Source organism: Clostridium sp. C2-6-12 (assembly GCF_009928485.1).
In the GTDB taxonomy this organism is placed as follows: domain Bacteria; phylum Bacillota; class Clostridia; order Clostridiales; family Clostridiaceae; genus Clostridium.
This window is the reverse complement of record NZ_JAABNP010000035.1, coordinates 23,207-47,974: the sequence shown is the minus strand read 5'-3', so window position 1 is coordinate 47,974 and position 24,768 is coordinate 23,207. Positions and strand designations below refer to the sequence as shown.

The window sequence follows — 24,768 nt, the reverse complement described above, 5'->3', positions numbered from 1 at the left end:
AATTGAGAATAATATAATACCATGAATCTAAAAAAAATGTACATGATAATCCAGTTTAGTTTATAAGGTGTTGTATTGGAATTATGTATATAATGTATGCGAAAGGAAGTCTTTATAGGTGAGGGACTCACGAAATTATATATTTGCAAACAATAAAGTAAAGAGAAAAGGAATATTAGGTCCAATAATATTTGGAGTGGGAATATTTCTTTTGGTAGTAGGAATAAGTATTGCAGCGTTTGTTGCAGGTAATTATGCAGCAACTAAAGGGATATTTTTAGTGAAAACTCCTTCTGAACAAGTACAAAGTACTGCAAAGCAACTTAATGATAAAAGCAAATATTCAGCGCTTTTTCAAGTAAGAGACAAATTAATTGAAAAGTTTGATGGAGATATTGATGATAATAAGCTTTTAGAAGGTGCAATTAAAGGCATGACAAAGTCTTTAGATGATAAATATACTGTATTTATGAATAAAGTAGAATTTGATGCTTTAATGAAAGAAAGTAGCGGAGCTATTACAGGAATTGGTGTAACTATAACTTCAAAAGATAATAAGTTGACAATTATTGATACAGTAAAAGATGCGCCAGCTGATAGGGCAGGATTGAGAGTTAATGATGTTGTTGAAAAGATAAATGATACAGATTTATCAGGAGATGATATTGAAAAGGCTGTATCTATAATTGCAGAAGCTAAGGGTTCTGAGTTGAGATTCACTATTAAAAGAGCTGATGCAGATTCCTTTGAAGTAAAAATAGTTCCTGAAATAGTAAAAATAAAGTCTGTTGAGGGCAGTATGATAAATTCTAATGTAGCATATATTCGTATAAAAACTTTTATGAATGAAAATACTACTGAAGATTTTAAAACTGTTATTCAGGATTTAAGAGCACAAGGTATGAAGGGAATAATCTTAGATTTAAGAGAGAATCCAGGAGGATTACTAAGTGAAGCAGTTGGAGTAGCATCTCAGTTTATACCAAAGGATAAGATAATAACTTATACTATTGATAAGTATGATAATAGATATGATTCTTTATCAGTTGGAGGTATAGCAGAAGGAATTCCATTGATTGTATTAGTTAATGGAAATAGTGCTAGTGCATCTGAGGTTGTAACAGGAGCATTAAGAGATTACAAATTAGCAACAATTATTGGCGAAACTACATTTGGAAAGGGAATAGTTCAGCAATCATTTAAGTTTAATGATGATATTGGGGGACTTAAGGTTACTATTTCGAAATATTATACACCAAATGGTGAAAACATTCATAAAACAGGAATAAAACCAGATTTTGAAGTTAAAACTTCTGCAGGTATAGATGATACAGGATATGATAAAAGTGCAGATGAGCAACTAAAGGCAGCAATTGAAAAAATGCAAGAAAAGATACAATAGGGGGAAATAGAATGGAATTAGTATTATATACACTAAGAAATGTTGCAGGTGCTATAATAACACCTCCATTAGTATTTGTATTGATTACTTTAGCTGTGGTACTATATTTCAAAAATAAAAAAATAGTTGCAATGCAAAAATTGATTTTAGGAGGTAGTGTAAATTCATCTGTTGAGCTTACACTATCTCAACTTGTTTTAGGGATTTTAGGAGGAGCGGTAGGAAGTTTAATTCTTACAAGTCTTGGGGTTGTTTTTAGTTCCAATTCAGGAATTGCTTTTTTATTTATAGTATCAATATTTTTAATGTTCATAAATCAAAGATTTATATGTTTTTCTTATTCAGCAGCTATTTTAGGTGTTATAAGTATTCTAATTAAACTAGGGAATGAATTTGCCCCTGGAATTATAAGTAACGAATTTTTAAATGTTGATGTTTTATATTTAATGATTTTTGTTGGAATATTTCATGTTATTGAAGGAATACTGGTTATGATTGATGGAGACAGAGGTGCTGTTCCAGTTTTTACCAACAGAAATGGAAGGATTATAGGAGGATATGCATTAAAGCGATATTGGGTGTTGCCGGTAGCTATAATGATTGGAGTTTTAATGAAGAACTCATCTATGGATTATCTAACAGAATACATAGAAAATCCAAGTTGGTGGCCTCTTGTTAAATCATCGACAGGACTTGATTTGATAGCTAACAGTGTGATTTCTATTTTTCCATTCTATGCGGTTTTGGGGTATTCTTCAATTACTTTTACAAAAAGTAAAAGAGAAAAGGCTTTGTCTTCAGGTATTCATATATTTATATATGGAATTGCCTTAACTGTTGTGGCTCAAATTGCTAGATTTGGAATTTGGGGAGAAGCAATAGTAGTATGTTTTGCACCTGCTGCTCATGAGCTTATGCTGAAATTTCAAGCAAAGAGTGAAATAAAAAGAGAACCCAAATTTGTAAGTGATGAAGAAGGGTTAATGATTTTAGAAATTTCGCCAAATTCAAAAGTTAAGGAATTTGGAGTTACAATTGAAAATAAACTATTATCAATTAATAATATAAATATAAATTCAGAAGCAGAGGCTTATTCTATTATAAAAGAAAATCTAAATAATACTGTTCTTAAAATAAAAGATTCTCAAGGCATAATAAAAGATATTAAGTTTAGGCATAATAAAAATACAAGACTTGGTATTTTACTGGTACCAAGAAATATCGAAAAAGATACAATTATTAATATTAAAGATAACAGTTTTAAAGAGGTTTTTAATAAAATAAAAAATAATTCTAATAATAGTTATAAAGACGATGAGTTAGATCAGGATGAAAAAAAGTAGAGATAGAAAACGGTAAAATTAATTGAATGAATTACGAATGATGGTAAAGAAAAAGGTGGCATTGCCATCTTTTTCTTTAATCAAGGCTTTATGATTATATATGTTCAAAAATAAATGACATAATTTGTTGACTTACTAGTTATAGCAAAGTAAAATATACATATAATACGAATATCTGTTCGGATGTGGAGGTAATATAATGGGAGAATTTAAAATACATTCTAAATTTAAACCTACAGGAGATCAGCCACAAGCTATTCAAAAGTTAGTGGATTCAATAAAAAACAATAATAGAGGGCAAACTTTACTTGGAGTAACTGGATCGGGAAAAACATTTACTATGGCAAATATTATTGAAGAACTTCAAAGACCGACTATAATTTTGGCTCATAATAAAACATTAGCAGCGCAATTATGCTCAGAATTTAAAGAATTTTTCCCTGATAATATAGTTGAATATTTTGTTTCTTACTATGATTATTACCAGCCAGAAGCATATGTACCTCAAACAGATACTTTTATAGAAAAAGATGCATCCATAAATGATGAAATAGATAAATTAAGGCATTCAGCTACTTCAGCGCTTTTTGAGAGAAGAGATGTAATAATAGTTGCATCTGTTTCATGTATATATGGATTGGGTAATCCAGATGAATATAAAAAATTAACAATAAGTCTAAGACCAGGAATGGAAAAGGATAGAAATGAGATTATTAAAAAGCTTGTAGAAATTCAATATGAAAGAAACGATATAGATTTTTCAAGAGGAACCTTTAGAGTTAGAGGGGATTCTTTGGATATAATTCCTGCTTCTTATTCCAATAAAGGAATTAGAATAGAGTTTTTTGGAGACGAAATTGATAGGATAAGAGAATTTGATGTTTTAACCGGATCTATTTTAGGAGAAAGAAACCATGTTGCAATAACACCTGCTTCTCACTTCGCAACATCTAAAGAAACAATTGAAAAATCCATAGGCATTATTGAAGGAGAATTAGAAGAAAGGCTTAGAGAGCTTAATGCTCAAGATAAACTTTTAGAAGCACAGAGATTGAGACAAAGAACCAATTTTGATATTGAAATGATAAAAGAAATGGGCTATTGCAGTGGCATAGAAAATTATTCGAGAATATTAGATGGAAGAGCTTCTGGAACGCCTCCTAAGACTTTGATTGATTATTTCCCAGAAGATTATTTAATGTTTATCGATGAAAGCCATGTGACATTGCCTCAGGTTAGGGCAATGTATGCAGGTGATAGGTCAAGAAAAAATACATTGGTGGATTATGGATTCAGACTCCCAAGTGCATATGATAATAGGCCATTGAAATTTGACGAATTTGAAAATAAGATTAATCAAGTTGTATTTGTGAGTGCAACTCCTGCAGCATATGAAATAGATCATTCAGAAGAAATTGCAGAACAAGTTATTAGACCAACAGGATTATTAGATCCAGAAATAGTAATAAGACCTATTAAGGGACAGATTGATGATTTGTATGGTGAAATCAATAAGGTAAAAGAAAAAGGATTTAGAACATTAATAACAACTTTAACTAAAAGAATGGCAGAAGATTTAACTAAATATTTTAAAGAACTAGGAGTTAAGGTTACATACATGCATTCAGATATTGACACTATAGAAAGAATGCAGATTATAAGAGATTTAAGACTTGGAGAATATGATGTATTGGTTGGAATAAACCTTTTAAGAGAAGGGTTAGATATACCAGAGGTTGCTTTGGTTGCAATTCTAGATGCTGATAAAGAGGGCTTTCTACGTTCCGAAACATCCTTAATACAAACTATAGGAAGAGCAGCCAGAAATTCAGAAAGTAAAGTTATAATGTATGCAGATAATATAACAAAATCTATGGATAAAGCTATGAAGGAAACTGAAAGAAGAAGAGCAATACAACAGGAATATAACTTAAGTAATGGAATAGTTCCTACAACAATAATTAAGGATGTTAGAGAAGTTATAGAAGCAACAAAAATTGCTGAGGAAATCGAAGAATACAAAACAGAAGCTAAAAAGGATCTTACTAAAAAGGAAAAAGATAAGTTAATAAAAGACTATACAGAAGAAATGCTTGCAGCGGCTAAAAATCTTCAGTTTGAAAGAGCAGCAGAACTTAGAGACATTATTAGTCAGTTAAGAGGCAAGAGTTAAGAGTTCAGAGTTATTATATTAAACGCAAAGATTCTATTGAATTTTTCAAATATATTTTTAGAAATTCCATAAAGGAATTTCATCATTAACTGTTAACTGTTACTTGCTAACTGTTAACTGATTTTCGGGGGTAGTTATGAACGATAAAATAATAATCAGAGGTGCAAAAGTTAATAATTTAAAGAATATCAATTTAGAGATGCCAAGAGACAAATTGGTTGTGTTTACAGGGCTTTCTGGCTCTGGAAAATCATCATTAGCATTTGATACATTATATGCAGAAGGGCAAAGAAGATATATGGAATCTTTGTCTTCTTATGCAAGACAATTTTTAGGTCAAATGGATAAACCAAATGTTGAACATATAGAAGGCTTGTCACCAGCAATATCAATAGACCAAAAGACTACAAGTAAAAATCCAAGATCTACTGTTGGTACAATAACAGAAATTTATGACTATTTAAGATTGCTATATGCAAGAGTTGGTATTCCTCATTGTCCTAAGTGTGGAAAGGAAATAACACAACAATCTGTAGATCAGATTGTTGATAAAGTTTTGAGTTATGAAGAGAGAACAAAACTTCAAATTTTAGCTCCTGTAATAAAAGGAAGAAAAGGAACTCATGAAAAATTATTAGAACATATAAAGAAGAGTGGTTTTGTTAGAGCTAGAATTGATGGAGAAATTTATGATTTAACGGAAGAAGAAGTAAAGTTAGATAAAAATAAAAAGCATAATATAGAAGCTGTTGTTGATAGAATTGTAATAAAAGAAGGTATTGAAGGAAGACTTACAGAGTCTATAGAAACAGCTTTAAAGATGGCAGAAGGGTTAGTTCTAGTAAGTGTGGTAGATGGACAGGAAACTTTATTCAGCGAAAATTTTGCCTGTGCAGATTGTGGAATAAGCATTGGTGAATTGGCACCTAGATTATTTTCATTTAATGCTCCATTTGGTAAATGTGATCATTGTGATGGGCTTGGAACTTTAATTGAAATTGATGAAAAATTAGTACTTCCTAATAAAGAATTAAGTATAATGGAAGGTGCTGTGGCTAGTTGGGGAAGCGGAAGACTTAAAGAAGATTCATGGACTTATGCTATACTAAAAGCTATGAGTAGAGAATATGGATTAGATTTAAACGCTCCAATAAAAGATCTTGATAAAAATCAAGTTGATTTGCTCTTATATGGAACAAGTGGAAAGAAGCTTAAAATTGAATATGTAAAAGATGGAGTTAAAGCAGTTTATAATTATGCTTATGATGGTGAAATAAATTCTTTAAACAGAAGATATAGAGAAACTAATTCGGATGTTATAAAAGGTGAAATTGAACAATATATGAGTGATGCTTTCTGTCCAAAATGTAAGGGAGCAAGATTAAATGATGATGCTTTAGCAGTTACTGTTGGAGATAAAAACATATTTGAATTTACAAGTATGTCAATAAGAGAAGAATTAGAATTTATTAATGGAATAGAATTTTCAGAAAAGAATAAAATTATTAGTGAACAAATTGTGAGAGAAATTAAAAATAGACTACAATTTTTATTAGATGTTGGACTTGATTATTTAACTTTATCAAGAACTTCAGGGACTTTATCAGGTGGTGAGTCACAAAGAATAAGACTTGCAACACAGATAGGATCAGCACTTATGGGAGTATTGTATATTTTAGATGAGCCTAGTATAGGTCTTCACCAAAGAGATAATGATAGATTAATTCAAACCTTAAAGAATTTAAGAGACGTTGGGAATACTGTAATTGTTGTAGAACATGATGAAGATACGATAAAAGAAGCTGATTATATAGTTGATATTGGACCTGGCGCAGGAGAACATGGAGGAGAAGTAGTAGTTGCAGGTACTCTTGAAGAAGTTAAAGCATGTGAAGAATCATTAACAGGACAATATTTAACAGAAAAGAAATTAATTGAAGTACCTAAAACAAGAAGAAAAGGTAATGGGGAAAGTATAAAAATAGTAGGAGCAAAGGAAAATAACCTAAAGAACATAAATGTATCTATTCCACTTGGAACATTAACAGCAGTTACTGGAGTTTCAGGTTCTGGAAAAAGTACCTTGGTAAATGAAATACTTTATAAAGGCTTAAATAAATTAATAAATAAGAGTAAAAAAGCTGTTGGAAAGCATAAAGAGATAATAGGATTTGAGAATATAGATAAAATAATAGATATAGATCAAAGCCCTATTGGAAGAACCCCGCGTTCTAATCCTGCCACTTATACTGGAACATTTGATTTAATAAGAGAACTTTTTTCACAAACTCAAGAAGCTAAAATGAGAGGTTATAAGCAAGGAAGATTTAGTTTTAATGTTAAGGGTGGAAGATGTGAAGCTTGTTCTGGAGATGGTATTATAAAGATAGAAATGCAATTTTTATCAGATGTATATGTACCATGTGAAGTGTGTAAGGGAAAAAGATATAACAGGGAAACTTTAGAAGTTAAATACAAAGGTAAAAATATTGATGATGTATTAAATATGACAGTTGAAGAGGCTGTGAAATTTTTTGAGAATCTGCCTAGAATTGAAAATAAGTTAAGAACATTAAATGAGGTTGGGTTAGGATATATTAGATTAGGTCAACCATCAACTCAATTATCAGGGGGAGAAGCTCAAAGAATAAAATTAGCATATGAATTATCAAAGAGAGGCACAGGAAAGACATTATATATATTAGATGAGCCAACAACTGGATTGCATGTACATGATGTTAGTAAATTAATTGATATACTGCAAAGATTAGTTGAAGCAGGAAATACTGTAGTTGTTATTGAACATAATCTCGATATGATAAAATGTGCAGATTATCTAATTGATTTAGGACCAGAAGGTGGAGATAAGGGTGGAACTCTTATAAAAGCAGGAACACCAGAGGAATTATGTAAGGTTAAATCATCATATACAGGTAAATATTTAAAGAAGTTGTTAGTTAAAAAATAATGTATAATTACTAAATATATAAGTTCTAATTGAATAGCCTATTTATTATACTTTTATTAAAGTTTTATATAGTTCTTAATTAGAACTTGTATAGACAAAGTGATTGATTTTTGAAAGATAATTCAATTTATAAGATACAGAAAATATTTATGAGCAAATGGTGTTTCTTATAACAAATTAATATAGTCTTAAATTATTATTAATTAAAAGGTAATACTTTTGTATGACTGGATTTTTTGTTGTATAATCATAAATAAGGCATTTGAAAATCGGAGAGTATTTTTTATGAGTAAAGAATAGTATTAATGAAAATCTGTGATTTTCAACCTAAACTCTTAATTCTTAACTCTTAACTGAGTAAAGCCTTTGATTACAGTAATAGATATTGAGGTGAAAATATGAGTTTTTCAAAAATGATTGCTGGAGTTTTTGGAATAGTTTTTATTATTATATTGTACGTAATAATATACTTTGCATTGAAGATAATGTATAAGGATGTTAAAAATGGTGGTAAAAGAAGAAGACCTGCAGCAGCTAAAGGGAATTATGGATTAGAAATTCTAAATTCAGGTGAAGGAAAAGACTTGAAGGATGGTTCTATTATTCCTATAAGGTCAGATTTAACAATAGGAAGAAAAGATGATAATTCAATTGTGTTGTCTGATCAACATGTTTCTGGAAATCATGCTAAAATTATATTTAGAAATAATTCATTATTTCTTGAAGATTTAAATAGCACAAATGGTACTTATTTAAATGGAAGTAAGATAAATGGCAAAGTTAAGGTTTCTAATAAAGATGAAATAAAGGTTGGAAGTGCGGTTTTTAAGATTCTGATTTAGTCATAAATTACTGAAGATGTAAATTAATAAAAAAGAAAAATATTAGTTTAAGGCTCAGTGGAGAAATTAAAAAATCTCTGCTGGGCTTTACAAAAATATAAGTATTAATGAGGTGATTATAGCTTGAAAATTAATAAAGATGAGGTAAAGTTATTGATGTTAACATACCTTTTGTGTATAGCTCTTTTTACTAATTTAGCTATATTAAAAGATCCCATGGATATGAATGCTATATACATGGGATTAATAGTGTGTGTCTTAGTAACTATTACCCAAGTTTTAGTTAGAAAATTTTATCCCCAAGGGGATAAGTTTTTAATTACATTTGCATGTATATTATCTGTCATAGGAATTGCAATTCTATATAGATTAGATACAAGTGTTGCAATTAAACAATTGGCTTGGTTTATAGCAGGAATTATTATTTTTATTACTATTTTAGTGGCAATTTCGGATTTGCGGGATTATGCAAAATATAAAAAGGTATATTTAATATTGACTATATTAATAATGCCTATGGCATTATTAGTACATCAGGAAACTTATGGTGCTACTAACTGGGTTAGAATTGGAGGATTTGGATTTCAGCCGTCTGAATTTGGTAAAATAACTTTTGTATTATATCTTGCAGCAGCTCTAAAAGATTATAAAGATGAAAATAATACAATAATAGAAGACTTTAGACAGCTTTGGGAGCCTGCTTTGGTAGTTATGTTTGCATTAATATGTTTAGTTATGCAAAAGGATTTAGGATCAGCATTAATATTCTTCGGTATAGCATTGACTATGGTTTATGTTGCTACTGGAAAAAAGAAGTATGTTGTCATTTGTTTTGCTCTATTTATAGTTGGAGCAATATTGTCATATAAATTATTTGGTCATGTAAGACAAAGAGTATTAACTTGGCGACATCCGTGGGAATATAAAGATACAGGAGGATATCAAATTGTCCAAGGGCTTTATGCTATTTCTTCTGGTGGAATGTTTGGTTCCGGATTAGGGTTTGGTTATCCAGGATTTGTGCCAGTTAATATTTCTGATTATATTTTTGCAGTAATTTGCGAAGAATTTGGAATGGTATTTGGATTAGGCATAATGATAATATATTTCTTGTTTTTCTATAGGGGAATGAGAGCGTCGTTTAGAGTTCAAGATAAATTTTCACAATATACTACAATAGGAATGAGTACTATGATGGCGTGCCAAGTATTGGTTATAATTGGAGGAGTATTTGCAGTTATACCGCTTACAGGAATTACACTGCCTCTTATAAGTGCAGGAGGTTCTTCAATACTAAGTATGTTTTTTGCATTAGCAATACTTCAAAAGATTTCAGAGGAGGGCTAGAAATTGAAAAATGTTTCAAACAGTATAAAACAGGTAATGGTAGTTTTTCTTTTTTGCTTTGTGGCTCTTATCTCATACATAGCATATTTTCAAGTTTTTTCAGCACCTCAATTAGCAGAACAGCAAGGAAATCAGAGATTATGGGCTAGAAGAAATGAAGTTTTAAGAGGAACTATTTATGATAGAAATAAAAATCCATTAACAACAAGTGCAAAAGTTGATGCACTTACCCAAAAGAGAACTTATGTTAATGGCGATTTATATGTTCATGCTTTAGGATATGTAGACCCTAGATATGGTTTAACTGGTCTAGAAGAAAATTATGATGGGGAATTAACGTCATACAACAAAATTACTAATAACATATTGAATTTGGCTAAAGATTTTAGTAAAGATAAATTAAAACAAATGTTTCTAAATAGAAAAGAAGATGAAGTTAAAATTGGGAATGGACTTATTACTTCATTAGATCCAACTCTTCAAAAAATAGCTTATGATGCTTTGGGTGATAGTAAAGGAGCAGTAGTTGCATTAAATCCTAAGACAGGAGAAGTATTGGCTATGGTTTCTAAACCAACCTATAACCCAAATGATTTAGAAAATGCGATGAAGACTGCAAATGCAGGAAAAGCTGAAAACAGTCCACTACTAAATAGAGCAACATCTGGATCATATCCTCCTGGTTCTACTTTTAAAACAGTTACTCTAACCAGTGCTTTAGAAAATATGCCTGATGTTACAAAAAGAACCTTTAATGATACTGGAAAAATAATATTTAATGAAAAGCAATCCTTAAGCAATGATGAGGGTGACGCTAACGGAGAAATAAATTTAAAAGATGCTTTTAGATTATCAAGTAACTTTGTATTTGGAACATTAGCAATGGAATTAGGAAATGACACATTGAAAGCAACAGCTGAAAAGTTTGGTTTCAATAATACTATTGATTCAGTTGGTTTTACAATAAAACAAAGTAAATTTCCAAAGCTTACTAAAGCTGAAGTTGGTAGTATAGCTCAGACAGGAATTGGTCAAAGTAGCATTTTAGCAACCCCAATGCAAATGGCTTTGGTTTCAAGTACTATAGCCAATGATGGAAAGATGATGGTACCAAAACTTGTTAATCAAGTAGTTGATAAGGATGGAAATGTTGTGAAAACTATAGATTCCAAGGCATATAAACAAGTATTAAGCCCTAGCAATGCGGCAATAGTAAAAGATTATATGAAGAATTTAGTAGACTCAAAGGTAAATACCAGTTGGGGATATTTTGAAGGAACAAATGCTGCTGGAAAAACAGGAACAGCAGATTATAATCTTGCTAATGGAGAAAGTGCTAAACCTCATTCATGGTTTATTGGATTTGCACCAGCAAATAATCCAAAGATTGCGGTGGCCGTGATTGTTGAAAATGGTGGATATGGAGCAAGTGCAGCTGCACCAATAGCAGGAAAACTCATAAGGCAAGCTTTGAATAGTTAACAGTTTACAGTTAACAATTAAAGATTAAAGCTCCGAGGAGAAAGTTCGAATAACCAAATGTAAAATTTGGATTCTCACTTTTTGGATTCTTACTTTTCCTGCTGAATTTATGAAAATAAAATAATGAAAGTAAAAATCCTCAAAGGATTTTTAGTTAAACTGTTAACTGAATGAACGGGGGTGTTTTAATGTTTGATTTCAAGGCTCAATTGAAGATTTTACCAGATAAGCCTGGAGTATATTTAATGAAAAATGCTCTTGGAGAGATTATTTACGTAGGAAAAGCAAAAATATTAAAAAATAGAGTTAGACAATATTTTCAAAATTCAAAAAATCATTCAGAAAAAGTAAAAGCAATGGTTAAAAATATTGCGGAATTTGAATACATAGTAACAGATTCTGAGATGGAAGCTTTAATATTGGAATGTAATTTAATTAAAAAATATAGCCCTAAGTACAATATTTCTTTAAAGGATGACAAATTTTATCCTTTCATAAAAATAACGACCAATGAAGATTTCCCTAAAGTATTCATAACCAGAAATTATGCAAAGGATGGAAATAAATATTTTGGGCCATATCCTAATGCAGGGGCTGTGCATGAGACAATAAATTTAATTAGAAAGATATTTCCTTTAAGAACTTGCAAAAGATATATTGTAGAAGGTGGAAAACCAACTAGACCTTGTTTAAATTATCACATAAAGAAATGTAATGCTCCTTGTGAAGGCCATATTTCAAAAGCTGAATATAAACGTATGATAGATGAAATAATGGATGTTTTAAGTGGCAGGGATAAGACTTTAGTAAATAGTCTAAAGAGTGAGATGCAGGAAGCATCCTCAAATTTAGAGTTTGAAAAAGCAGCTTCTTTAAGGGATAAAATTTTAGCAATACAAAGTATAGCAGAAAAACAAAAAGTATTTAAATCTCAGGATAACGATGAAGATTTTATAAATATGTATAAAGATGAAAAAGATTTTTGTATCCAAGTATTTTTCTTTAGGGATGGAAAGGTAACAGGAAGAGAACATTTTATTCTTGAAAACAGCGCTCATGAAGATGATAATATTGCACTTTCCCAATTTATAATTTCATTTTATGGAGGAACTCCTAAGGTACCTAAAAACATTTATATTCCAGAAAGTGATGAAGTGGAAGCTTTAGAGGAGTTTTTAAGTGTAAAAAGAGGTTCTAAAGTTTTTGTAAAAATACCTGTCAAAGGTGAAAAGAAAGAAATGTTGGAATTGGTCAAAAATAATGCAAAGGTTACACTTGAGCAATTTAAAGATAAAATTTTAATGGATAAAGAAATAAATAGAATTTGTTTGGAGCAAATACAAGATTTGTTAGAATTAGATGATATACCTCATAGAATAGAAGCTTATGATATATCTAATATACAGGGTGTAGATTCTGTTGGTTCCATGATTGTTTTTGAAGATGGAAAAGCAAAGAATAGTGATTATAGAAGATTTCGCATAAAAACGGTAAAAAATGCTAATGATTATGATAGTATGAGAGAAATTCTAGAAAGAAGATTTACTCATGGATTAAAGGAAATCAAGGAAATTCAAGATAAAGAAATTAAATTCTCTAGCGGAAAATTCTCGAATTTTCCAGATTTAATCATGATGGATGGTGGAAAAGGTCAGGTAAATATAGCTATTGAGGTTCTAGAAAAGCTTGGTATAAATATACCTGTATGTGGATTGGTTAAAGATGATCATCATGCTACTAGGGGAATAATTTATAATAATAATGAATTAATAATAAATAGAAATTCTAACTTAATGCAACTGATAAGAAGAGTTCAAGATGAAGTTCATAGATTTGCGATAACTTATCATAGAAGTTTAAGAGACAAGAGAACATTGCATTCAATATTAGATGATATACCTAATGTCGGTCAGAAAAGGCGTATGGCTTTACTTATGAAATTTGGAAGCATAGAAAATATAAAGAAAGCTACATTAGAGGAACTCCTTGAAACTGAGTCCATAGACAATAAAGCAGCGAACAGCATTTTTACTTATTTTAAAAAAAATGAACAAAACAAATAAATTATGCTATAATAGTACGGAATAAAAATTTGCTGGGCTAAAGTTAATATAAAAATTTACTTGTGTTAGATTAGTGAATGGATTATTCTATATGATATAGATATAAGACTAATATAAATGTTTGAGGAGTTTTAGAATGAATCATTATGGAGAATATAAGAATTTATTCAGTAAAATATATAAAGATTCACAAATTCAATTAGATGCAAAAATGAGTGAAAATATATATTTTAAAGTTGGAGGACCAGTAGATATACTTTTAACTCCAAATACAGTACAACAATTAAAAGATGCTATTACAATTTGTAAAGATAATAAAATTCCTTTTTATGTTATTGGAAATGGATCAAACCTTTTAGTTAAAGATGGCGGGATTAGAGGCGTTGTTATAAAATTAAGTGAACTTAATAAGATAGAACGCGTAGGCAATAAAATTACGGCAGAATGTGGTGCTTTACTTAAAGATGTATCAACAGAAGCAGTAAATGGAGCTTTATCAGGTTTTCAATTTGCATGCGGTATTCCTGGAAGTGTAGGCGGTGCAGTATTTATGAATGCAGGAGCTTACGATGGAGAGATATCTTTTGTTATTGAAAGTGCAGAGGTACTAGATGACAATCAAGAAATAAGAGTCATTTCAAAAGAAGAATTAAATTTAGGTTATAGACAGTCTATAGTTATGGAAAAGGGATATGTTGTATTAAGTGCAACTTTTAATTTGACACCTGGGGACAAAGAAAAAATTAAAGCGAGGGTAGATGAATTAACTCAAAGAAGAGAAGAGAAACAGCCTTTGGAATATCCATCAGCAGGAAGTACATTTAAAAGACCTGAAGGGCATTTTGCAAGTAAATTAATTGATGATGCAGGACTAAAGGGATTTACTATAGGTGGAGCATGTGTTTCAGAAAAACATGCTGGATTTGTTATAAATAAAGGCAATGGAACTGCTAAAGATGTATTAGATGTAATATATCATGTTACAGATGAAGTGAAAAAGAAGTTTGGTGTAGATTTATATCCAGAAGTTAGAATTTTAGGTGAAGACTAAGACATTAAAAACTCAAGAGTTTATGACTTTTGGGTTTTTTATGATTTAATTATGATTATATGATATAATTTTCATGGTAAAGTATAGTGAAAATTTATGAAAAATAATGTGCTTATAGAAATATCTTTGGCAAAAGGGAGGAAGTAGTATGAGGTTTGTAATAGTTACAGGATTATCGGGAGCAGGAAAGACACAAGCGACAAGAGCATTAGAAGATTTGGGGTATTTTTGTGTAGATAACCTTCCACCAAAGTTAATCTCAAAATTTGCTGAAATGTGTGCACAAAGTGGAGGAAATATTGAAAAAGTAGCATTAGTTATAGATATTAGAGGAGGAGTTTTCTTTGATGATTTCTTTGATACTCTAAATTATTTAAAACAAAATGACTTTAAATATGAAATTTTATTTTTAGAAGCAACTGACGAAATTCTTATAAAGAGATTTAAAGAGTCTAGAAGAAGTCATCCATTATCACCAGATGGAAGAGTGTTAACAGGTATTACCCAAGAAAGAGAAAAATTAAGAGAAATTAAAAATGTTGCAGATATTATAATAGACACATCAAAATATGAAATACGTCATTTAAGAGAGAAGATTAATATGGCTTATGGAGATCACGTTTATCCAGAAAAACAACTATCAGTTACAGTATTAAGTTTTGGATTTAAATATGGTATTCCAGTAGATTCAGATTTGGTTTTTGATGTTAGATTTATACCAAATCCATTTTATATTCCAGAGTTAAAACAATATTCTGGGAATGATGAACCAGTTAAAGAATATGTATTAAAACAGACAGAAACTGTTACTTTTATAGAAAAATTAGTCGATATGCTGAAATATTTGATTCCTAATTACATTAAGGAAGGAAAGAGACAATTAATAATATCAATTGGCTGTACTGGAGGCAGACATCGTTCTGTTGCTATAGCAAATGAAATTTATGAAAGACTAAATAATGAAAATTATAATGCAAAAATAGAACATAGAGATGTATCAGAAGATCTTCATAAAGGAGAAAAGAAACTATGAGGATAAGAGACTGGCTTAAAGCAGGAATTAGAGTAAAACGATGGCTGGCATTTGGGATATTTGGAGTACTTTTAATAGCCTTTGGTTTTACAGAATTAGTTACTCACAGAATATATAACTTATACTATCAAGTATTCTATGTATTTTTAAATATTACAGGTGTATTTGTTCTTTATATATCTGTTACAGAGACTATGAAATCAATGATTGCACTTGTTAATAGAGGATATATTAAAGTGTCCTTAGATAGCCGAAAGATTGAAAGTCTAATATATGAAAAGAGATTATTGGTTAAAGGGCCTAAAATAGTTGTAATAGGTGGAGGAACAGGTCTTTCAACAATGCTTAGAGGGTTGAAGTATTATACGTCTAATATAACAGCTATAGTAACAGTTGGTGATGATGGTGGCGGATCAGGGGATTTAAGAGAAGACCTTGGAATGCTTCCACCTGGAGATATCAGAAATTGTATTTTAGCATTAGCTGATACTGAACCTATAATGGAAGATTTACTTCAATATAGATTTTCAGATGGAAGATTAAAAAACCAAAGCTTTGGTAATTTGTTTTTAGCAGCAATGGCTGGAATATCTGATAATTTTGAAGAAGCTGTTCAAAAAATGAGTTCAGTACTTGCTGTAACAGGAAAAGTTATACCTGTTACTTTAGACAATATGCAGTTAATAGCAAAGTTTGAAAATGGAAATGTTGTAAAAGGTGAATCGCAGATTCCAGAAGAAGCAATTAAGCAAAATTCAAGAATAGAAGAGCTAAAAATAAATCCTGAAAATGCAGCTCCTTTGAAAGAAGCATTAGATGCATTAAAAGAAGCTGATGCTATAGTTATGGGACCAGGAAGTTTGTATACAAGTATAACACCTAATTTACTTGTTAAAGATATTGCTAAAGCAGTTAGAAAAAGTGATGCAATTAAAATTTATATTTCTAATATAATGACTCAGCCAGGAGAAACTACAGGGTTTAAGGCATCTGACCATCTAAAGGTTTTACTTAAATATGGAGGCAAGGATATTGTTGATTATGTAATTGCTAATACAGGTGAAATAACAGAAGAATTAAGAGAGAAATATGCACAGGATGGCGCAGAACTTGTTAAGCTAGATAATGAAGTTATAAACAGTTTGGGCATAAAAATAGTTGGTGAAAATCTTGTTAAAATAAAAAATGGATTAGTAAAACATGATTCAGCCAAGCTAGCAGAAGTATTGGTAGACACCATTATGGAAAAGAAACTTTTGTATGATAAAAAGAAGATTATAGAGTATATGTATTTATCACAACGTATTAAGGAAAGAATAAGAGAAGAAAAAGGTAAGGAAATAGAATAATATAAAAAATATATAGGTAAGGTAGGAAACAAAATGTCATTTTCATCAAAGGTTAAAGGAGAAATATGTAGGTATATAGATATTTCTAAGGAAGAGGCATTGGCAGAATTATCAGCAATAATGAAGGTTAGTGGTACGTTAGCTTTTAGTGGAAGTGGACTTAGTTTTAAAATGACCACAGAAAATCCAGCCAGTGCAAGATTAATTTTTACCATTTTAAAAAATCACTTTGATATTCATTCTAAATTAATGGTTAAAAAAAGTAATTCATTAAAGAAAAATAATATTTATATGGTAGTGATTTCAGAGGAAATGGGTGTTAGAGGTTTATTAAGTGATACTGGTATACTTAAAGAAATTGACGGAATTATGAGTTTAGACTATAGAATTGAACCTCATATTTTTGAACATGAGGATACAAAAAAAGCCTATGTTAGGGGTGCGTTTATTGGTGGCGGAAGCATAAGTAACCCGGAAAAGACGTATCATTTAGAATTCGTAACTCATAGTGAAGAATATGCAAGAGACCTATCGAGTTTAATTAATACTTTTAATTTGAACTCTAAAGTTATACAAAGGAAAAATAGCTTTATTGTATATATTAAAGAAGGAGAACAGATTGTAGATTTGCTTAATGTAATAGGGGCTCATGCTTCATTATTAGAAATTGAAAATATAAGAATAATGAAGGAAATGAGGAACAATGTAAACAGACTTGTTAATTGCGAGACGGCAAATCTTTCAAAGACAGTAAATGCAGCAGTAAGACAAGTTGAAAGTATAAAATTAATACAATCTCAAATAGGACTTCAAAGACTTCCTGCAAATCTAAGAGAAATTGCAGAACTAAGATTAAATTTCCCAGATGAATCCTTAAAGGAATTAGGAGAAATGTTAAATCCACCTGTAGGCAAATCAGGAATAAACCATAGACTAAGAAAAATTGAAAAAATAGCAGAAGAATTAAGAACAGGAAATTAATATAATTAAAAATTGAGGAGGAAACTCCTTTGTGAGTTTGAAATATATTGTTTAAGAAATTACGAAGTAATTTAGTCCTTAATTGTTAACTTTTAATTGCAAATTGATAATTGAAAGAGTGGGGTGTTTTATGTTTACACATATTGTATTTTTTAAAGCGAAAGAACCAACAAAGGAAAATTTAGAATTTTTAGAAAAGACTTTTTTAACTATGAATGGAAACATTAAAGAACTAAAACAATTAGAAGTAGGAATTGATGTTATTAGAAGTGATAGAAGTTATGATATCGCTATTATAACAAGATTTGATTCAAAAGAAGATTATTTAGCTTATGATATAGATGAATTTCATGTTGAAAAGGTTAAGAAGGTTATCGGTCCTTATATAGAATTGAGCAAAACAATAGATTTTTAAAATTGAATAATAAATATACACAGTAGTTGGACATAGAAATAATTCAACTGCTGTTTTTTATAAAATTGTATAAAAAATAGTTGTAGATTGTTATAATTAAAAAGCAGATGATTTCAAAAAATATTGATATAATCTCAGGAAAGGAGGATTTACATGGAGAAAAAAAAGGAATTTGTACATCTTCATCTTCATACAGAATATAGTTTGCTAGACGGATCTGGAAAAATTAAAAAGCTTATGGCAAAAGCTAAAGAATTAGGAATGAAGAGTATAGCAATTACAGATCATGGTGTTATGTATGGGTTAGTAGATTTTTTTAAAGCAGCACAAGAATATGATATAAAAGCTATTTTGGGTTGTGAAGTTTATGTGGCTGGAAAGTCAAGGCACATAAAGCAGCCAGATAAGGAAAATTCAACTTCTCATTTAGTTTTGCTAGTTAAAAATCAAATTGGATATGAAAATTTGATGAAAATAGTATCAACAGCTTCAATTGAAGGTTTTTATTATAAACCTAGAGTTGATCATGAGTATTTGAGAGAACACAGTGAAGGATTGGTTGCTTTAAGTGCATGTTTGGGTGGAGAAATACAGTCATATCACCTTAAAGGAAATTATGAAAAGGCTAAAGAAGTAGCCTTAATGTATAAAGATATATTTAATGGTGATTTTTATCTAGAGATACAAAATCATGGCATGGAAGAGCAAAAGAAAGTTAATGAGGAAAATATAAAATTAGCAGAGGAAACAGGAATACCATTAATAGCTACCAATGATGTACATTATATAAATAAAGAAGATTCAAAGTCACATGATGTACTAATGTGCATTCAAACTGCTAAAACCATTGATGATCCAAATCGAAGACGGTATCCATCAGATCAATTTTATTTAAAATCAGCGGATGAAATGTGGGATATTTTTTCGTATGTACCTGAAGCTTTAGAAAATACTATTAAGATTGCAGACCAGTGTAATTATGAATATAAGTTTCATGAATCAAAACTTCCTAAATTTCCATTAGAAGAGGGGCAGGACCCATATGAATATCTTAGAGATACCTGCTATAAAGGCCTTATAGATAGATATGATGTATTCAAGGAAATATTAGGAAAGCCTTTAGATTATGAAATAATAACTAAAATAAAAGAAGAACATGAAGATGCTAAAGAATATATAGATAGATTAGAATATGAACTTCAAGTAATAAAGCAGATGGGGTATGTTGATTATTTCTTAATCGTTTGGGATTTCATTAGATTTTCTTATGAAAGTGGAATTCCAACAGGACCGGGAAGAGGATCAGCAGCAGGATCAATAGTAGCTTATACTTTGGGGATTACTAAGATAGATCCTATTAAGTATAGTTTGATATTTGAACGCTTTTTGAATCCAGAAAGAGTAAGTATGCCAGATTAAAAATTGGTTATCCTAAAAACAAGAGGTTTTTAGGAGGCACTTATGACAGATAGATATGAACTTGATAAATATAAAGAAGAAATAATAGACTTATATATAAATAAAAAAATGTCATGTAAAAATATTTCGAACGAATTAGGATATAGTTTAAGTGGTATATATGATGCTTTAAAACGATGGAATACTGAAACGAGAAATTTGCGAGAAAGTCACAAGATTTATTGTTTTAATGAAAATTATTTTAAAATTATAGATTCTAGTGAAAAGGCATATTGGTTAGGTTTTATTTATGCTGATGGTTATATAACAGGTAATAATTTTGGAATTGCATTATCAGTTGTAGATATAGCCCAGTTAATGAAATTTAAAGAAAGTATTCAGTCTTCGTATCCTATAAATACTTATTTTTCAAATTCACCATATAAATCAATAGAATATTGCCGAATGATATTAAATAGCAAAAGTTTCGTAAGTGATCTTAAAGATAAGGGTGTTGTTTATAATAAATCATTAGTAATAGAGTTTCCAAATGAAGAAATATTAAATAAAAAATTTTATAAAGATTTTATAAGAGGATATTTTGATGGAGATGGAAGCTTAGTATTATCAAAAAACTCAATTAATTTTAAGATATGTGGGACAAAAGAGTTTCTGGAAAGTTTAATAGAAATATTTAATGAAATTTCAGATTATGAATTTAAAAATAGATTGTTCAAGCGAAGAAAAGATGAAAAAAATAATTACTATTTAAGTTATGGTGGAAAATATAAAACATTAAGTATAATGACTTATTTATATTATAATTCAGAATTATATTTAGAGAGAAAATATATGAAGTATTTATGTCTAAAATCTATGAAATAGCCAATTTATAGTCGTGCATGTTAGAAATAATATGCTTAAAGAGCCTCGAATTGCTGGAAAGTCCTTAGAGTTCTTTAGACCAAAGCAGAAGGATGAAATAAGCCTAAATGTTACGGTGGTTTAACCATAAAAATTAAAGAAATTGGATAACCAGCAGCCAAGTCTCGAAAAGAGAAAGGTCCAACGACTAGTGCAAGGGCACGTAGTAAGTGCTTTTATAAAAAAGTACTTACGAAGCGGGGCATCCCAAACCGTAAAGGTCGGTGGGAGAAGATATAGTCTATACCCACTGGAAAACCAGTGTTAAAGTATCTTGAAAAAGAGGGTAGTAATAGATAGATTCGGACTTCTGCTACGAAAGGCGTCAAGAAGTAATTGATTATGTTGTAGAAAAATATGGAGCAAGTAATGTTTCTCAAATAATAACTTTTGGTACAATGGCACCAAGGGTATGTATAAGAGATGTTGGTAGAGCTATGAATTATAGTTATGCAGAGGTTGATAGAATTGCCAAGATGATACCAACCATGTTAGGTATAACTATAGAAAAGGCATTAGAGTATAATCCTGAGCTTAAACTAGCTTATGATACAGATGAAAGAGTAAAGAATCTAATAAATATTGCTAAGGATTTAGAGGGGCTTCCAAGGCATTCTTCAACTCATGCAGCAGGTGTTGTTATTGCATCAAGACCATTGGTTGAATATGTTCCACTTCAAAAAAATGAAGAAATGATAGTAACTCAATTTGGAATGGGAACACTGGAAGAGCTTGGATTGCTGAAAATGGACTTCTTAGGACTTAGAACCTTAACTGTTATGAATGATGCCATTAATATGGTTAAAGAAAATAGGAATATAGATATAGACCTCGATAGGATAGATTTTGCAGATAAAGAAGTTTATAAAATGATAGGGGAAGGAAGGACTGCTGGTGTATTCCAATTAGAATCAGCTGGTATGACTTCATTTATGAAGGAATTAAAGCCTGACTCTATAGAAGATATCATTGCAGGTATTTCATTATATAGACCAGGCCCTATGGCTGAAATACCAAGGTATATTGAATGTAAGAAGAATCCAGATAAAGTACAATATGAAACTCCACAATTGGAGGATGTTTTAAATGTTACCTATGGGGTTATGGTTTACCAGGAACAGGTAATGGAAATTGTTAGAAAACTAGCAGGGTATTCAATGGGACGTAGTGACATGGTTAGAAGAGCTATGTCTAAGAAAAAGCATAAGGTAATGGAGGAAGAAAGAAAAAATTTCATTTATGGAATTGAAGAAGATGGAGAAGTTGTAGTTCCAGGATGTATTAGAAATGGAATAAGTGAAGAGATTGCAAATAAGATATTTGATAACATGATGGACTTCGCAAGTTACGCTTTTAACAAGTCTCATGGTGCGTCAAGTTCTTGCATATAAAAGCCTTTAGATAAGGAATAAAAGCAAGTGGATTAATATAATTAATTCAAACTGATAAAACGAATTGAGAGGTGAAACTCCTTTCTATCACAACTACCAGTAGTGATATTGCTGATACCCCGTTATGCACTCGATAGATAGCACTTGAAGGTGTGTAGAGCACGGTAAGGACAGAGCCTGATGTTACATCCTTGACATACGTAACTATATGGAGTGGGCATCCTTAAAAACTTTGGCATGGTTAGACAACGAATCCTCGTGCGAAGTGTCGTAATTGTTGCCCCACAGCAGAAGGTGGGATTTTAGGGTTTATACAAACATTCGTGAGTTGGTTGTATATGATAACTTATAAAAGTTACAACTTATAATGATTATGGTAGTCAGTTATAATGTAGCCCTCGGCATAGAGAGGAAACCTAACCCGAAGAAAAATAAGGGATAGTTTTATTGGAACTTGAGATACCTTCTAATTGGAGATTTGCTATATCTATGAAAATTAGAAGGAGTCAGAGGTGTCATAGTAGTGTTGATAAGTAGCCGATAGTCACTATTTACAGTAATGTAAGAAGGATGGGGAAAACTACTTGGAGCGAAGGACACCAGTCGGAATAGTAAGTAACCTATTTAATAACATATCATCATGAACCCTTCAAATGAAGGTGGGAATTTAATAGTAAAAACAATCGGAGGTGATGACCTTGCAGATGTGTTTAAAAAGTTATGTTATTGATAATGAAAAACAATTAGTTAGTGTTTTAGACAAAATGTATGAAAATTCTAAAAAGAAAACTGAATTTTATGATTTAGTTGAAGTAATGAAGAATGAACAAACAATAATTACTGCAATACACAATATTAAATCTAATAAAGGTAGTTTTACTGCTGGAATAGATAAAGTTAATATTGATAAATATTTGCAAATGGATACAACGAAGTTAATAAATTTAATAAGAAAGTGTATCGACAACTATAAACCAAATGCAGTTAGAAGGGTGTATATACCTAAAAAGAGCGGGAAACTACGACCTCTTGGTATTCCAACAATGATAGATAGGATTATACAAGAGATAACGAGAATTGTTATAGAGCCTATAGTGGAAGCAAAATTCTTTAATCATAGTTATGGCTTCAGACCATACAGAAACACAGAACATGCAATTGCAAGAATTGTAAGTTTAGTTAATACAACTAAATGTTATGTTGCAATTGAAGGTGACATTAAAAGTTTCTTTGACAATGTTAATCACAACATATTAATTAAAATGATGTGGGGACTTGGAATAAGAGATAAAAGAGTGCTAAATATGATTAAGAAAATGCTAAAAGCAGGAATAATGGAAGATTTAAAATACAATAAATCTGAAATTGGAACTCCCCAAGGCGGAATAATATCACCGTTATTAGCAAATATATATTTAAACGCATTTGATAAATACGTGGCAACACAATATGAAGAACATCCCTTTTTAGATGATTATATAAATAAAGCAAAATCATCAGTAAGAAAAGTTGCATTAGATAATGCAAGAAAGAAATTGAAAAAGGAACATGTTCAAAAATATTTAATAAGATATGCAGATGATTGGATAATATTAACTGAAAGTAAAAGTGAAGCGAGTAAATTACTTTATCAATGTAAGAAGTTCTTCAAACATAGATTATCATTAGAATTATCTGATGATAAAACTATGATTACAGATTTAAGAGAAGAAAATGCTAAATTTCTTGGATTTGAACTATTTGTAGAGAAAAAGAGGTTAACAAATAATCTTGTATGTAAGGTTATGCCTAATAGAAAAATGGTTAAGAGTAAAACCAGAGAAATATTAGATAAAGTTGAGGCTATAAGATATCAAGAAACACCGTTAAAGACAGTTGTGCTTGTAGAAAAAATAAATAGTATGATTATTGGAATTGCAAATTATTATAAAATAAGCATTGCAAAATCTATATTACAAAATATAGATAATAAAATATTTTATACTGCATATAAAACGGTACGAAGGTTATATGGAAGTGGAAAAGATAGACTTATAGATATAGACAAAGTTAATAATCTTACTAATAGACATATGGGATATAAACAAAAAACATTCTTCTTTGATTATAAGGATTTAAAAATAGGATTAACCAAAGCATCAATAACACCAATTATTTATGCAAGAAAATTTAATCCTAAAATGACACCATATACAGAAGAAGGTAGGGAACTGAAAAGTAATACCTCTAAAAAACAAAGAGGGAAACTTAGACCAACACTATATAATCCATATGAATTATTTACAATAGTAGGAAATCAAGAAAGAAAAGGAAACATTTATAATTTTGAATATGTAATGAACAGAGAATATGCTTATAACAGAGATAAGGGAATATGTATGGCATGTAAACAATCTGTATATACTGGAATAGTTAAATGTCATCATAAAAGACGGAAACTTCCTTTAAATCAGATAAATAAAGTTCCAAATTTAATAACTCTATGTGATGAATGTCATGAGTTAGTTCATTCTAATACAGAAACTAAAAATAAAAAGATTTTAGAATTAAGAAATATAATTTTTGAAGAAGATAACTTAATTAAAATAGGTGAAACTTTGAATTAA

General features: G+C 30.2%; 15 protein-coding genes and 2 pseudogenes. All 17 read left to right on the top strand.

Annotated elements, in window-relative coordinates:
• The first annotated feature begins 118 nt into the window (after positions 1 to 118).
• The 17 genes and pseudogenes from GXK56_RS22295 to ltrA all read left to right on the top strand — a co-directional run bounded on the left by GXK56_RS22295 (position 119) and on the right by ltrA (position 24,768).
• A complete protein-coding gene (locus GXK56_RS22295; protein WP_160691587.1) occupies positions 119 to 1,402 on the top strand; it encodes a S41 family peptidase in 1,284 nt (427 codons plus the stop codon).
• Positions 1,403 to 1,413: 11 nt separating this feature from the next.
• The gene (locus GXK56_RS22290) at positions 1,414 to 2,745 is read left to right on the top strand and encodes a signal protein PDZ (RefSeq protein ID WP_160691585.1); all 1,332 of its coding nucleotides are present in this window, start codon (positions 1,414 to 1,416) and stop codon (positions 2,743 to 2,745) included.
• A 199-nt stretch (positions 2,746 to 2,944) separates the two neighbouring features.
• Positions 2,945 to 4,918, top strand: a complete 1,974-nt coding sequence (gene uvrB / locus GXK56_RS22285) for an excinuclease ABC subunit UvrB (protein WP_160691583.1) — start codon at positions 2,945 to 2,947, stop codon at positions 4,916 to 4,918.
• 136 nt (positions 4,919 to 5,054) lie between these two features.
• Positions 5,055 to 7,886, top strand: a complete 2,832-nt coding sequence (gene uvrA / locus GXK56_RS22280) for an excinuclease ABC subunit UvrA (protein WP_160691581.1) — start codon at positions 5,055 to 5,057, stop codon at positions 7,884 to 7,886.
• Positions 7,887 to 8,284: 398 nt separating this feature from the next.
• Positions 8,285 to 8,728, top strand: coding sequence for an FHA domain-containing protein (locus GXK56_RS22275; RefSeq protein ID WP_160691579.1), 444 nt, complete (start codon positions 8,285 to 8,287; stop codon positions 8,726 to 8,728).
• 123 nt (positions 8,729 to 8,851) lie between these two features.
• Positions 8,852 to 10,075 (top strand): FtsW/RodA/SpoVE family cell cycle protein, encoded by a 1,224-nt coding sequence (locus GXK56_RS22270; protein WP_160691577.1) that lies wholly within the window; start codon positions 8,852 to 8,854, stop codon positions 10,073 to 10,075.
• A gap of 3 nt (positions 10,076 to 10,078) precedes the next feature.
• A complete protein-coding gene (locus GXK56_RS22265; RefSeq protein ID WP_160691575.1) occupies positions 10,079 to 11,557 on the top strand; it encodes a penicillin-binding transpeptidase domain-containing protein in 1,479 nt (492 codons plus the stop codon).
• Between the two features lie 188 nt (positions 11,558 to 11,745).
• Complete coding sequence (uvrC, locus tag GXK56_RS22260) at positions 11,746 to 13,620, top strand: excinuclease ABC subunit UvrC (RefSeq protein WP_160691573.1); 1,875 nt, start codon at positions 11,746 to 11,748, stop codon at positions 13,618 to 13,620.
• Between the two features lie 136 nt (positions 13,621 to 13,756).
• Positions 13,757 to 14,671, top strand: coding sequence for a UDP-N-acetylmuramate dehydrogenase (murB, locus tag GXK56_RS22255; RefSeq protein WP_160691571.1), 915 nt, complete (start codon positions 13,757 to 13,759; stop codon positions 14,669 to 14,671).
• Between the two features lie 148 nt (positions 14,672 to 14,819).
• Complete coding sequence (rapZ, locus tag GXK56_RS22250) at positions 14,820 to 15,704, top strand: RNase adapter RapZ (RefSeq protein WP_160691569.1); 885 nt, start codon at positions 14,820 to 14,822, stop codon at positions 15,702 to 15,704.
• Complete coding sequence (locus GXK56_RS22245; RefSeq protein WP_160691567.1) at positions 15,701 to 17,053, top strand: YvcK family protein; 1,353 nt, start codon at positions 15,701 to 15,703, stop codon at positions 17,051 to 17,053. The genes rapZ and GXK56_RS22245 overlap by 4 nt, the downstream gene beginning before the upstream one ends.
• Before the next feature lie 33 nt (positions 17,054 to 17,086).
• Positions 17,087 to 18,034, top strand: coding sequence for a DNA-binding protein WhiA (gene whiA, locus GXK56_RS22240; RefSeq protein ID WP_160691565.1), 948 nt, complete (start codon positions 17,087 to 17,089; stop codon positions 18,032 to 18,034).
• Between the two features lie 130 nt (positions 18,035 to 18,164).
• A complete protein-coding gene (locus GXK56_RS22235) occupies positions 18,165 to 18,449 on the top strand; it encodes a Dabb family protein (RefSeq protein WP_160691563.1) in 285 nt (94 codons plus the stop codon).
• A 153-nt stretch (positions 18,450 to 18,602) separates the two neighbouring features.
• Positions 18,603 to 19,865: pseudogene (gene dnaE, locus GXK56_RS22230) on the top strand (DNA polymerase III subunit alpha); the annotation flags it as partial.
• Positions 19,866 to 19,910: 45 nt separating this feature from the next.
• Complete coding sequence (locus GXK56_RS22225) at positions 19,911 to 20,732, top strand: hypothetical protein (RefSeq protein WP_160691559.1); 822 nt, start codon at positions 19,911 to 19,913, stop codon at positions 20,730 to 20,732.
• A gap of 335 nt (positions 20,733 to 21,067) precedes the next feature.
• Positions 21,068 to 22,147: pseudogene (dnaE, locus tag GXK56_RS22220) on the top strand (DNA polymerase III subunit alpha); the annotation flags it as partial.
• A gap of 719 nt (positions 22,148 to 22,866) precedes the next feature.
• Positions 22,867 to 24,768 carry a group II intron reverse transcriptase/maturase gene (gene ltrA / locus GXK56_RS22215; protein ID WP_160691557.1) on the top strand — a complete coding sequence of 634 codons (1,902 nt, stop codon included), beginning with the start codon at positions 22,867 to 22,869 and terminating at the stop codon, positions 24,766 to 24,768.

Excerpts from the sequence above, each read along its gene's own strand:
- GXK56_RS22290 (WP_160691585.1), top strand. The coding sequence starts at position 1,414 with ATGGAATTAGTATTATATACACTAAGAAATGTTGCAGGTGCTATAATA.
- uvrB (WP_160691583.1), top strand. The coding sequence starts at position 2,945 with ATGGGAGAATTTAAAATACATTCTAAATTTAAACCTACAGGAGATCAG.
- uvrA (WP_160691581.1), top strand. The coding sequence starts at position 5,055 with ATGAACGATAAAATAATAATCAGAGGTGCAAAAGTTAATAATTTAAAG.
- GXK56_RS22275 (WP_160691579.1), top strand. The coding sequence starts at position 8,285 with ATGAGTTTTTCAAAAATGATTGCTGGAGTTTTTGGAATAGTTTTTATT.
- uvrC (WP_160691573.1), top strand. The coding sequence starts at position 11,746 with ATGTTTGATTTCAAGGCTCAATTGAAGATTTTACCAGATAAGCCTGGA.
- murB (WP_160691571.1), top strand. The coding sequence starts at position 13,757 with ATGAATCATTATGGAGAATATAAGAATTTATTCAGTAAAATATATAAA.
- rapZ (WP_160691569.1), top strand. The coding sequence starts at position 14,820 with ATGAGGTTTGTAATAGTTACAGGATTATCGGGAGCAGGAAAGACACAA.
- GXK56_RS22245 (WP_160691567.1), top strand. The coding sequence starts at position 15,701 with ATGAGGATAAGAGACTGGCTTAAAGCAGGAATTAGAGTAAAACGATGG.
- whiA (WP_160691565.1), top strand. The coding sequence starts at position 17,087 with ATGTCATTTTCATCAAAGGTTAAAGGAGAAATATGTAGGTATATAGAT.
- GXK56_RS22235 (WP_160691563.1), top strand. The coding sequence starts at position 18,165 with ATGTTTACACATATTGTATTTTTTAAAGCGAAAGAACCAACAAAGGAA.
- GXK56_RS22225 (WP_160691559.1), top strand. The coding sequence starts at position 19,911 with ATGACAGATAGATATGAACTTGATAAATATAAAGAAGAAATAATAGAC.
- ltrA (WP_160691557.1), top strand. The coding sequence starts at position 22,867 with ATGTGTTTAAAAAGTTATGTTATTGATAATGAAAAACAATTAGTTAGT.